This window comes from Chelatococcus sp. HY11 (assembly GCF_018398335.1).
Lineage (GTDB): Bacteria > Pseudomonadota > Alphaproteobacteria > Rhizobiales > Beijerinckiaceae > Chelatococcus.
The window spans coordinates 1,140,704-1,153,104 of the sequence record NZ_JAHBRX010000002.1 but is presented as its reverse complement, the minus strand read 5'-3'; the positions used below and the strand labels follow the sequence as shown (position 1 = coordinate 1,153,104).

Annotated in this window: 10 protein-coding genes; 6 read left to right on the top strand and 4 right to left on the bottom strand. The window is 63.5% G+C overall.

The window, feature by feature from the left end:
• Positions 1-48: 48 nt before the first annotated feature.
• The 6 genes from KIO74_RS26140 (at position 49) to KIO74_RS26115 (ending at position 6,322) form a co-directional block, all read left to right on the top strand.
• Positions 49-1,389 (top strand): LLM class flavin-dependent oxidoreductase, encoded by a 1,341-nt coding sequence (locus tag KIO74_RS26140; protein ID WP_213337987.1) that lies wholly within the window; start codon positions 49-51, stop codon positions 1,387-1,389.
• A 295-nt stretch (positions 1,390-1,684) separates the two neighbouring features.
• Positions 1,685-2,911 (top strand): ABC transporter substrate-binding protein, encoded by a 1,227-nt coding sequence (locus tag KIO74_RS26135; protein ID WP_213337986.1) that lies wholly within the window; start codon positions 1,685-1,687, stop codon positions 2,909-2,911.
• 59 nt (positions 2,912-2,970) lie between these two features.
• Positions 2,971-3,861 carry a branched-chain amino acid ABC transporter permease gene (locus KIO74_RS26130; RefSeq protein ID WP_213337985.1) on the top strand — a complete coding sequence of 297 codons (891 nt, stop codon included), beginning with the start codon at positions 2,971-2,973 and terminating at the stop codon, positions 3,859-3,861.
• Entirely contained in the window at positions 3,848-4,891 is a 1,044-nt protein-coding gene (locus KIO74_RS26125; RefSeq protein ID WP_213337984.1) for a branched-chain amino acid ABC transporter permease, read from the top strand. The genes KIO74_RS26130 and KIO74_RS26125 overlap by 14 nt, the downstream gene beginning before the upstream one ends.
• A complete protein-coding gene (locus KIO74_RS26120; protein ID WP_213337983.1) occupies positions 4,884-5,609 on the top strand; it encodes an ABC transporter ATP-binding protein in 726 nt (241 codons plus the stop codon). Before KIO74_RS26125 ends, KIO74_RS26120 begins: the two co-directional genes overlap by 8 nt.
• Positions 5,606-6,322 (top strand): ABC transporter ATP-binding protein, encoded by a 717-nt coding sequence (locus KIO74_RS26115; RefSeq protein ID WP_213337982.1) that lies wholly within the window; start codon positions 5,606-5,608, stop codon positions 6,320-6,322. Before KIO74_RS26120 ends, KIO74_RS26115 begins: the two co-directional genes overlap by 4 nt.
• 124 nt (positions 6,323-6,446) lie before the next feature.
• On the opposite strand, the gene KIO74_RS26110 is transcribed toward KIO74_RS26115, so the two are convergent.
• The 4 genes from KIO74_RS26110 to KIO74_RS26095 all read right to left on the bottom strand — a co-directional run bounded on the left by KIO74_RS26110 (position 6,447) and on the right by KIO74_RS26095 (position 12,399).
• Complete coding sequence (locus KIO74_RS26110) at positions 6,447-7,262, bottom strand: FadR/GntR family transcriptional regulator (RefSeq protein ID WP_283772190.1); 816 nt, start codon at positions 7,260-7,262, stop codon at positions 6,447-6,449.
• A gap of 104 nt (positions 7,263-7,366) precedes the next feature.
• Positions 7,367-9,112 carry a hydantoinase B/oxoprolinase family protein gene (locus KIO74_RS26105; protein WP_213337979.1) on the bottom strand — a complete coding sequence of 582 codons (1,746 nt, stop codon included), beginning with the start codon at positions 9,110-9,112 and terminating at the stop codon, positions 7,367-7,369.
• Positions 9,112-11,133 carry a hydantoinase/oxoprolinase family protein gene (locus tag KIO74_RS26100; protein WP_213337977.1) on the bottom strand — a complete coding sequence of 674 codons (2,022 nt, stop codon included), beginning with the start codon at positions 11,131-11,133 and terminating at the stop codon, positions 9,112-9,114. The genes KIO74_RS26105 and KIO74_RS26100 overlap by 1 nt, the downstream gene beginning before the upstream one ends.
• 60 nt (positions 11,134-11,193) lie before the next feature.
• A complete protein-coding gene (locus KIO74_RS26095; protein ID WP_249731481.1) occupies positions 11,194-12,399 on the bottom strand; it encodes a CaiB/BaiF CoA transferase family protein in 1,206 nt (401 codons plus the stop codon).
• Positions 12,400-12,401 lie beyond the last annotated feature (2 nt).

The window sequence follows — 12,401 nt, the reverse complement described above, 5'->3', positions numbered from 1 at the left end:
CACGGCGATGATTTTTCCGCCGGACGCGCGACGCCCCGGGAGAAACCAATGGCTGACAAGCGTAGCGATGAGATCAAACTCGGTGTGTTCTACTGGCCGGGCGGTCACCATGTGGCTGGCTGGCGCCATCCCGACGGCGAGACCGACAGCGCTTTCAACTATCAGCGGTGCGTGGAACTCGCGAAGACCGCGCAGCGCGGCAAGTTTGATCTGTTTTTTCTGGCCGATCTCGTCGGTATTCGCCCGGAGAACCTGGACGCGCAGGCCGGCGCCGCGCGCGCGGTCTATTTCGAGCCATTGACATTGCTGGCGGCGCTCGCGGCCGTGACTGATAGGATCGGGCTCGTGGCGACCGCGACAACCACCTACAACGAGCCCTACCACCTGGCGCGCAAGTTCGCCTCGCTCGACCTTATCAGTGGTGGCCGCGTCGGATGGAACCTTGTCACCTCCCACAATCAGGCGGAGGCGGCCAATTTCAGTGCCAACCCGCATATGGCGCACGCGGACCGCTATGTCCGCGCCACCGAATTTGCTGAGGTCGTCAAAGGGCTATGGGACAGCTGGGAAGACGACGCCATCGAGGCGAACAAGGAAACGGGCCGCTATTTCGATCCGGCGAAGATGCATTTCCTCAATCACAACGGCCCGTTGTTTTCGGTGAAAGGTCCGTTGAACGTGCCGCGATCGCCCCAGGGACAGCCGGTCATCGTCCAGGCCGGATCATCGGGCCCCGGGCGCGATCTCGCCGCGCAGACCGCCGAAGTGATTTTCACGGCCGCTGAAAGCCTCGCGGAAGGCCAGGCTTTCTACGCCGACGCGAAGGGGCGTCTTGCCGCCCACGGCCGCAGCCCCGACGACCTGGTCATCATGCCGGGCATCTTCCCGGTGATCGGCCGCACCGAGGCCGAGGCGAAGGAAAAATACGAGTACCTGCAATCGCTCGTGCAGCCATCGGTCGGCATGTTCCTGCTTCAGCATCTGCTGGGCCGCGACCTCTCAGCCTATCCGCTGGACGAGCCGCTGCCGGACCTTGCCGATCACGACGGCGCGAAGGGACGGACTGAGGTCATCCTGCGGATGGCGCGTAAAGACAACCTGACGCTCCGGCAGCTTTATCTCAACGTCGCCGTCGCGCGCGGGCACAATGTGGTCATCGGCTCCCCCAGCCAGGTTGCGGACGTGATGGAAGCCTGGTTCGACGGACGCGCCGCCGACGGCTTCAATGTGCTGCCGCCCGTGTTTCCCACGGGCCTGAACGAGTTCGTCGACCTCGTGGTCCCGGAACTCCAGCGCCGCGGCCGCTTCCGCACGGAGTATAGCGGCGCCACGCTGCGGGAGCATCTGGGGCTGCGCAAGCCCGCCTTCAAGGCGCCGGACGCACGCTGACCGGTCGCGGGCCGCGCTCTGCCTTATGGCAGGGCGCGATATGCTGATGGGACAAAGACGCAATTGGCGCAGACGGACAAAATTGCGGTTGCTAACGTCTAATCACGATTGATGGCCCTCTCCATGATGGAAGGGAATTGAAATGATCATCGTTTTATAATTATTATTGTCAGGCCAATAACGGAGGGCCGCGCTTTTGGCGGAAAGGCGCCGGACCAGGTGGAAACGTTGATCGAGTCGCCGGGACAGATCCGAAGAATCCGGGCGTCCCGGCAAAACGGGAGGAGGATGGAATATGATCAAGTTCACGAAGCGTAGCCTTTTGCTTGCCGCGGCCGGCAGTCTGGCCCTCGCCGGTGGCAGCGCCCACGCGCAGGACGCGTTCAAAGTTGGTGCCATCAACCCTTACTCCGGAGCGGTCGCCCTCTATGGAGACGAGGTCACACGCGGCTATGAACTTGCCGCCGAGAAGATCAACGCCAATGGCGGATTGCTTGGAAAGCCGATCAAGATCATCCGCGGCAATGCCACGAACGCGCAGGAGGCGATCGCCTCGATCGACCAGTTATCGACCCGCGACAACGTCGATGTCTTCATCGGCACCTACATGAGCGCGGTCGCCGCCGCCGGCAGCGAGGCGGCATTGCAGTATGACAAGCTCTACTGGGACACGAATGCGCTTGCCGCCAACCTCACCGAGCGCGGCCTGCCGAACTTCGTGCGGTCGGGGCCTTCGGCCGGCACCTTTGCCGAACTCTCGGCTAAGGCGGTGGTCGATCTCGTCGCCAACGGTCTCGGCAAGAAGCCGGGTGATCTGAAGGTCTGGATCACCCATGAGGATTCAGTCTATGGCACCACGATCGGCGATCGCCAGGCGGAGCTTCTGAAAGAGGCGGGTGTCAAGGTCGTCGGCAAGACGCCCTATAGCGCCAAGTCCATCGATCTGACGGACGTGATCTTGCGCATGCGCGACGGCGCGCCCGACGTGTGGCTGAGCACCGGCTACATCCCTGACAGCAATCTTCTGTTGCGCACCGCGCAAGGCCAGAACTTCAAGCCGCCGGTAACGATCTTCAACGGTACCGCCGATACCAAGGAGACCCTCGAGGCTCTGGGCCCGGCGGGTCTCGAAGGCATTTTCGTCGTGTCCTATCCGCGCTACGATATTTCGGAGAAATTCGGCCCGGGCAAGGACGAGTATCTCGCCGCCTATAAGGCGAAGTTCGGCGGCGAGCCGATCGCGCCCCAGAGCCTCAACGCCTATGTCGGCTTTCAGGTAATGGCCGAGGCCATCAAGGCGGCGGGCGGGACAAAGCCCGAGGCCGTCGTTGCCGCGGCGAAAGCATTGAACAAGCCGCTCGGCTCCTATGCGACGGGTTTTGGCGTGAAGTTCGATGACAAGATGCAGAACGGGCTGGCCTTCCCGACGGTGGGCCAGTGGCAGGGCGGCAAGGTCGTCACCGTGTATCCGAATGAAGCGGCTGTTCCGGGCGTCAAGCCCATCGGCCTTTCTTCCAAGTAAAATAATGTAGGACACGCGCTGCCATCTCTGTCGGCGCGTGTCTCGCGGAGGCGCCCATAATGTCAGCCTTTATCAACGTCGTCACAGTCGGCTTGCTGCTTGGCGGTATATACGGACTCGTCAGTATCGGGTTGAATCTCATCTTTGGCGTCATCCGCATTGTCAATTTCGCCCAGGGCGAATTCGTTATGCTGGGCATGTACGGCGCTTATCTCGCGTATCTGTTGATCGGCGTCGATCCCTATGTGTCCATCCTGGTGGTGGTGCCGAGCCTGTTCCTCTTCGGCGTGGTGGTTCAGCGCTTCATCCTGCAACCGCTGCAGAACGAACCGATGATGCAGGTCTTTGCCACCTTCGGCCTGCTGCTGTTGCTGCAGAACATGGTCCTGGCGATTACCCGCGGCATGAGCTACACCGTGCCGACGCCCTTGTCGCAGGTCCATTTCGACCTTGGCGGGGTGAGCCTCAGCCTCTCGCGGCTCATTGTCCTGCTTTCCGTTTGCGTTGTCGCCATCGGGCTCAGCTGGTTCCTGAAGCACACGCTTCTCGGCAAATCCGTGCGCGCGGTGACACAGGATCGCCGTTCGGCCCGGCTCATGGGCATCAATGTCGAGTGGACCTACATGCTCACCTTCGGCACGGGCGCGGCGCTGGCCGGGCTCGCCGGCACCCTGCTCGCGCCGATCTACACCATGTCGCCGCAGATCGGCGGGAACTTCATTGTCGCGGCCTTCGCAGTAGTTGTTCTCGGCGGGCTCGGCAGCGTCTGGGGCGCCTTCGCCGGGGGGTTCATCATCGGCATGATCGAGGCGTTCGCCGGGTACTACGTCAATCCGGAACTCAAGCATGTCGCCTGGTTCCTCGTGTTTATCATCGTGCTGATCGTCCGTCCGAGCGGACTATTCGGTGTCATGGGCGCTGAAGAGGTAGGTCTCCGTGAGCAGAACTGACACATTGCCCATGCCGGCATCCGCGTTGAAAGCAAAATCCGTCACAGGTCTCACCACCTTTGATACGGAACTGGTGCGTATCGCGGCGGTGGCGATCGTCTTGCTGGGCTGCACCTGGCTGTTGTCCGGCCAGCCGTTCTACATGAACATCCTGTCCTACACCTTTCTCTTCGCGGCGCTGGCAACAAGCTGGAATATCATCGGCGGCTATGGCGGACAGTTCTCGCTCGCCCACGGCGTCTACTTCGCCATCGGGGCTTATCTCGCCGGCAACCTCTACATCCGGTTCGGCCTTTCGCCGTGGATCGCGCTGGTGCCGGCCGCACTGGCGGCCGCGATCGCGGCCGCCTTGATCTGCTGGCCGCTGTTTCGCCTGAAGGGAAAGTTCTTCGGCATCGCAACCTTGGCCGTCAGCGAGGTCGCCTTCGTGCTCGCCAATTACTTCGACAGCCTGACGGGCGGACCACGTGGCATGTCCCTGCCATTCAAGGCAGGGTTTTCAAACATGATATTCACGAACCGCTTCTCTTATGCCCTGCTGATGCTCGGGTTCCTCATCTTCTGCCTGATCGTCAGCGGTTTCGTCTACAGAACCCGGCTTGGATACTATCTCCAGGCTGTCCGCGACGATCAGGATGCGGCGCAGGCGAGCGGTATCGACGTGCTGTATGTCAAAATGACGGGCATGGCGCTCAGCGCGGCGCTGACAGCGATGGGGGGCGTGTTCTTCGCTTTGTATCTGCGCTTCATCGATCCCCCGACGCTGCTCTCCTTGCCCGACATCGGCGTCCGCTTCCTGCTCATCTCGCTGATAGGCGGCGTTGGCACCCTCTTCGGCCCCCTGGTCGGGGCGCTGCTCATCGTGCCGGTAGAGTTTTACCTGCGGGCGACGATCGGTGGCTCAATCCCGGGAGGCCATCTCGTTGTGCTGGGGGCAGTTCTCATCCTGTGTTCGCTCTTCCTGAAGCGCGGCATCGTCGGCGCCGTCGAAAGCGCCTGGCAGTCAATCAGGAGGCGCCGCCATGGCTGAGCCGCTTCTCAAGATCGATGGTGTCACCAAGCGTTTCGGGGGACTGACAGCGGTCAACAACGTCTCGTTGGAAATGGCCAAGGGCGATCTCGTGAGCCTCATCGGCCCGAACGGGGCCGGCAAAACTACCCTGTTCAACCTTGTGACGGGGCAGCTGAAGGTTTCGTCGGGCGCGGTGCTCTTCAAGGGCGAGGACATCACGGCCGCGTCGCCGCAGAAGCGCGCGGTGCTCGGCTTTGGCCGCACGTTCCAGATCTCCAAGACGCTGACCTCGCTTACAACGCTTGAAAACGCGCTCATCGGCGCCTTTCTACACAACCGCGGCGCGCAGGCGGCCGCCCGGCGGGCGAGCGAAGCGCTCGAGATGGTCGGCCTGTCGGCCCGCGCTTCGGTGAGGGCCGGCCTGCTCACGCTCAGCGAGCGCCGGCGGCTTGAGATCGCGCGCGCCCTCGCGCTTGATCCTACCATTATCCTGCTGGATGAAGTGATGGCGGGGCTCAACCAGACAGAGGTCGACGAGGTCATCACGCTCGTGCAGCGGCTTCACCGCGAAGGCTTCACGATCCTGGTCATCGAGCACAATCTGAAAGTCGTGCGGGCCTTTGCCAACCAGGTGGTCGTGCTGAACTTCGGTACGAAAATCGCGCAGGGAAGCCCGGAGGATGTGCTGTCCGACCGGCAGGTGGTCGAGGCTTATATCGGGAAGGCGCGCCGGTGAATACCATCCTGGAAATCCGAGATCTCCACGCCGGCTACAATCAGGCGGCCGTGCTCGAAGGCATCTCGCTTTCGGTTTCCGACGGCGAGATCGTGTCCATTGTCGGCGCCAATGGCGCCGGAAAGAGCACGTTGCTCGGCGCCATCACCCGGCTGGTAGAGGTCACGCGCGGGTCGATCCATTTCGACGGCACTGATATCACCACGATCGCACCGCACCGCTTGCCCGCCATGGGCCTCGTGATGGTGCCCGAGGGCGGCCGGCTGTTTCCCTTCATGACCGTCCAGGAAAACCTGGAACTTGGCTATTTCGCTCGACGTTCCCGGCAGGATGCGAAGGACAGGCTGGAGGAAGTCATCAGCCTTTTCCCGGTCCTCGCGGAGCGTCGCGAACAACTGGCGGGGCATCTCTCCGGCGGCGAGCGCCAGATGTGCGCCATTGCGCGGGCGGTGATGAGCCGCCCGAAGCTGCTGATGCTCGACGAGCCTTCTGTCGGGCTGTCGCCAATGATGGTGGGCAAGGTGTTCGAGCTCGTGGAGGCGTTGGCGCGCCACGAAGGTCTGTCCATCGTCCTGGTCGAGCAGAATGTGGAGGAGGCCCTCGAGCTGTCGAAGCGGGCCTATGTCGTGGAGCACGGCCGGATTGTCCGGTCCGGCAGTTCCGACGACTTGCGCAATGATCCGGCGCTGCAGGCCGCCTACATGGGCGCGTAAGGCAAGCGCCTCGGTTATCGGTCGGCGGCATGCGCTGAGCCTTGCGGCCTCGGGGGCCAAACCTCAGCGCATCGCGCGCAACTGTCCGTGTTCCCGGACCAACCCGCGTGAGCTCACGATACGCTCAGTCCGCGGCAGGCTCCTTTTTCCGAAGTCGTTTTTCCGGTTGGAGATTGGCCGAGACCTGCTGCCGGTGGAGACGCTCGCGCGCCACCTTGCTATAGGCGCTGACGTGGCGCTCCATGCTCTTGAAGGCTAACGCCGCATCACCCTGAGTGATCGCCTTCATAATCCGGGTATGGGCGAGAAAAGCTTCGTGGCGGATACCTTCAGTGGTGACCTGCTGGTAGTCTGCCGCCTTCAGGATGGAGTCTGAAATCGCTTCCATCAGAGCGATCAGCGGTTCGTTCTGGCTCGCGCGCGCCACCGCCAGATGCCATTCGAGATTGATCTGCTTGTAGGCGGCGATGTCGTCGCCCGAGGCGAGAAAGGCTTCGTGGAGTCGCTCCATCTCAGCCAATTCTTCCGGGCTTCGTTTGACAGCGGCCAGGCTCGCCATCATGGGCTCGACGGCTAGCCGACAGTCCAGTAGCGATTCGAGCCGGATACCGTGGGTGCGGATGAACAGCTCCACCGAGCGCGCGACGGACTTGCGGCCGGGAAGGGTCACCATCGAGCCGCCAAGTCGGCCGGGGCGGGTCGTAACCAGGTTCTCAGCTTCGAGGACCCGGAGCGCCTCGCGCACCGACGCGCGGCTCAGGCCTGATTCCGCGACCAGTTCTCGCTCGGCCGGCAGCATATCGCCCGCTACGAACTTACCCGCAAGAATGAGATCGCGTAGGCGCGCGGCCAATATATCCGAGGCCTTGGGCACGAATATCGGTACGATCCCGCTCGGTTCCTTCTCAGTCAAATTCGCAAACTCCCGAGGCAAGGGCATGAACGGCCGAGATCGCCTTTGACCTCATTTGGCTCGTCGCAGGCAAGCGCGGAATTATCACGTATTCATCTGAATCCCGCCAGCCACCCCGACGGAAATACACATCAGTCCCGTCCGGCGGCTTTTTGCCTTCCCGAGGCACTGACGCAAAAGCGGAGGCCCCCGCTGGCTTTCGGTCGCTCCTCGATGGTGACACCATAGATATTCTCGGCGGTTTCGCGGCTGATCAGCCCTTCGTCGAGATCATGCTGCACCAGGGCCGGATCGCGCTGAAGCGGATCGCCAAAACCGCCGCCACCCGGCGAGGCGAGGTGGACGATGTCACCGTTGGCGAGCGCGAGCTTCTCGATCTTGCTGCGCATGGGTGGCCGCCACGTCTTGCCGCCCACCTCGAACTCCACGGAATTGGCGGCGCCCGGTTGGCCGCCCTGGACGCCGAACGGCCTGTGGTCGACGCGGTCGCCAAGGATGGACACGACGCAGTTCGACAAGGCGCGAATGCCGTAGGCAGTGCCACAGCCGCCGGCATGCAGGCCGGCACCCGCTGATTCCTCGCGGATTTTAAGGTATTCGAAGCGCATGGGATAGCGATGCTCCGACATCTCGACCGACATGAACTTGGCCATCGAGCCGGGTGGCGTGCCATTGACCAGGCCGTCCGAGACATGGCTGCCGCCGTAGCCGCCGGGATAGGGATAAACGGCGACGTAATACGCATCGCTATCCGGACGCTTCCCCGACAACGTCATGACGCCGGCGGTGCCGAAGGCGGCGGCGGGGACTTTCTCCGGGATCGCCTGCGCCAGCGCGCCGAACACCGCATCGACGACACGCTGGGTCACGTCTGTGGTGCCGCCGACGGGCTTGGGATATTCCGCCGCCAGCAGGCAGCCCTTGGGAATGGTAAAACGCGTCGGCCGAAAAGCGCCGCCATTGACCGGCACATCGGGGAAGATGTGCTTGAGCGCGACATAGCACATCGATTTCGCGGTGCTCGTCGCCACGTTCATCGGACCCTTCGCCGCATCGGACGTGCCGGTGAAGTCGAAATTGAGGTCGGTTCCGTCGACCACGACTTTCAGCGCGACGGTCAGGGGCTTGTCCTCAATGCCGTCATTGTCGAAGAAGTCCTCGACGGTATAGGCGCCGTCAGGAATTTCGGCGACATAGGAGCGCATCTGCGTTTCCGAGCTCTCCATCATCTGCGCGATACAGGCCGAGAGTTCCGCCATACCATACTTGCCGACGAGCGCGTCGAGGCCCTTCGCGCCGAGGGCGAACACATTGACCATGGCGGCGAGGTCGCCCGCGATCTGGCCCGGTAGCCGCACATTCGCCAGAATCATGTCGACAACGGCCTTGTTGTAAACACCGCCATCATAGAGCCGCAGGGGCGGGATGATGATCCCTTCCTGGTGGATCTCCTGGGCGCTCGGCGCCCAGCCGCCGGGCACGCTGCCGCCGACATCCATCCAGTGGCCGGTATTGGCCAGCAGCGCGAACAGCGTGTCGCCCACGAAATAGGGCGCCACGAGCACGACGTCCTGAAGGTGCGTGCCGCTCAGATAGGGCTCGTTCATGATCCAGACGTCGCCGGGCTTGAAGCCGCCCGACTTGTTCACGACCTCGATGAGGTGCTGCACGCTGAATTGCATGTTGGCGAGAAAGAGCGGCAGGCCGTAGCTGCCCTGCGCGATGGTTTCGCCGGTCTGCGGATGGAAGATCCCGTGCGCGCAATCGTTCGTCTCGGAAATGATGGGCGAGATGGCCGCGTGAATGAGATGCATGTCCATCTCGTCGGCGATCTGTTCGAGGGCGCCGCGCACGACGGCCAGGGTGACGGGATCCATCAGGCGATCTCCACGAGAATGTTGCCGAACTGATCGACCTTCGCGACCATGCCCGGCTCGATGACGCTGGTGGTGTCGGCCTGTTCGACAATGGCCGGTCCGCTGAACGTGGCGCCTGGGCGCAGCCCTTGTCGGTCATAGACCGGGGTGTCGAGCCATTCGCCGAAATGCACCTGGCGGGTGCGGTCGGGCTTTGCGGCATAGGCCTCGACAGCATGCGCGGCTGCGGCCGGCGCTTTGCTGCGCACGCCCGTGACGGCGGTCTTCAGCCCGACGATAACAGTCGGTATGGCGCCGAGCGTATTGCCGTATTCCTGCCGATAGACCGCCTCGAAGGCCTCCACCATGCGCTCTCGCGACCAGTCGCCGCCGACAGGCACGCGCAGGCTGTGGATCTGCCCGACATAGGCCATATCCGCATAATGGGAGACAGTGATCGATTCGGCGGCGATGCCGCTCGCGAGGATCTGGGCTTCACCGTCCTTCCGCTGGCCGCGCAGCACATCGGCGATCCACGCGGCGTCGAGATCGGTCACGGGTCGCTCGACCGTCTGCGACAGGTCGTAGCGCAGATCGGCGATCGAGCAGCCGAAGGCGCATAGCACGCCCGGATTGGGCGGCAGCAACATGGTGCGCACGCCCACCTCGCGCATGATCGCCGCGCCGTGCAACGGTCCCGCGCCACCGAAGGCCACGAGCGCGAAGTCACGCGGATCATGCCCCCGCTCCACTGACAGAAGTCTGGTGCGGCCTGCCATTCGCTGGTTGACGACAGCGAGAATGGCCTCGGCGGTCGCTTCGATGCCGAGACCGATCTGCTCACCGAGGCTTGCGATAGCGCGGCGCGCGCCATCAATGTCAAGCGAGGCGAGATGCTTCAGCCCGATAGGCTGATCCGCGTTGATGCGCGCGAGAACGGCATTGGCATCGGCGACGGTTGGCTCCGTCCCTCCACGCCCGAAGCACACCGGCCCGGGAACGGCGCCGGCGCTGCGCGGGCCGACCTGCAGGATGCCGCCGCGATCGACATAGGCGATGCTGCCGCCGCCCGCGCCGATGGTGTGCACGTCGATCATCGGCAGGCGCAGCGGGATCCGGAAGTCGAGATCCGTGGTTTCAGCGATGCGCGGCACGCCGTTGACCAGCACCGCGACGTCGTAGCTGGTGCCGCCCATGTCTCCGGTGATGACATGCGGAAAGCCGGCGTCGGCCGCGATCCTGGCGGCGGCCATCACGCCCGCCGCTGGGCCGGAACGCACAATATTGGCGGCGCGGCCCGGCAACTGGGGCAGAGGGACGAGACCCCCATTGGACTGCATCACCAAAGTCTCGCCGGCAAAACCCTTGGCGGCGAGACGTCTCTGCAGGTTCGCCGCATAACGCGCCACCAATGGCTGGAGATAGGCCTGGACGGTCGCCGTGCTCGTGCGCTCGAACTCGTAATATTCGCGGATGACGCCGCTCGACGTCACGACCTCCCAGGCGGGCGAGATCTCGCGCAGGATCTCCGCAGCGCGGTTCTCATGGGTTGGGTTGGCATAGCAATGGAGGAAGGCGACGACGATGGCCTCGATCTCCTCAGCCTTCATGGCCATGCCAAAGGCGCGCACGCCCTCCTCGTCGAGTGGCGTGATCACATTGCCGCGATGGTCGAGCCGCTCGTCCACCTCCGCGCGCAGTTGGCGCGGCACGAGCGGATGGTGCACGCCGGTCAGGCCGTACATCCGTTGCCTGTCGCGACGCCCAAGCTCGAGAATGTCGCGGAAGCCGCGGGTGGTCAGCAGGGCGCAGCGCGCGCCCTTGCGCTCGATCACCGCATTCGTCGCGATGGTGGTGCCGTGGAGAACGATGTCCAGTGAGCTTGGCTCGATATTGCCCGCGGCCAGCGCGTCCACGATGGCGCGCGACGGATCGTCCGGCGTTGAGGGAACCTTCAGCACCTGGCTAACGGTCTGGCCGTCCGCCGAATAGATCAGGTCGGTGAACGTGCCCCCGACGTCGATTCCAACCATTCCGCCCATGGGTCTTTCCTTCAGACGTGAGATGCATGGTGCCTGCCTGATCGATGGACGATCCGGCGGCTATGCCCTCGCTTGTTTTTTCAGTTCGGTCGATGAAGCCGCCGCCGGTGCGCCGAGCCTCTCGGTCAGCACGGCGGCGGTGTCGGCGCCCAGCCTGCGGCTTGGCTCCATGGGGCGCAGCGGCAGGCCGGCGAACCGCAGCGGTGAATGCTGCACCACGATCCGCCCCAGTTCAGGGTGGTCCTGCCATTGAAGCGCGCCACGGGCATGCATGTTCGGGTCGTTCACCACCTCGTCGAGCTCACGCACCGGGGCGCAGGCCACGGAATGCTCCATCAGCAACTCGAACAGCGCTTGGCGGGGGTAGCGGCTCGTCCATTCGCCCACCAGCGCGTCGATCGCATCCATGTTCTCGACACGCTGCTTCAGTGTGCCGAAGCGCGGATCGTCAGCGAGATCTGGACGCTGCATGGCCTTCGCCAGCGATCGCCAGTGCTGCTCGCCGACGCAGATGATGGCGATCCAGCCATCCGAGGTCGGATAAACGTTATAGGGCGCCTCGGCGAGACCGGCATGCCGGTTGCCTGTGCGTGGAGGCGTCTCGCCTTGGCCGCCGCTGCCCCAATGCAAGCCAAGGCTTGAACTGAGCGAAGGGTAGACCGCGTCCTGCATGGCCACCTCCACGCAGCGCGCCTTGCCGGTTCTCTCCCGCTCGAACAGGGCTGTCGCGATCGCCCCATAGAGGTGAACTCCGGAAAAGAAGTCGCACAAGGCAGGTCCCGCCTTGACCGGCGGCCGGTCGGGAAAGCCGGTCGTCGACATCACGCCGGACAGGGCCTGTATCGTCAGATCCATGGCCGGATAGTTGCGATAAGGTCCATCGGATCCGAAGCCGGAGCTCGCCGCATAGATTAATTTGGGATTGATCGCCTGCAGTACGCTCGCGCCAAGGCCGAGCCTGTCCATCGTTCCCGGAGCGAAGTTCTCCACGACCACATCGGCCTGCGGCACGAGATCGAGAAATATGGCTTTGTCCTCGGCCGATTTCAGATCGAGCACGATGCTCTGCTTACAGCCGTTCAGCATGGCGAAGGGAAGGGCGGCGCCACCGACGACCCCGCGCCGGCGCAGCGACTCACCGCCAGGCGGCTCGATCTTGATGATGGTCGCGCCTGCCATGGCCATCAGGAAGGTGGCGTAAGGCCCGTTGTAAATCTGGCTGAGATCAAGGACGGTAATTCCCTCAAGCGGATAGTCCACAGTCATTC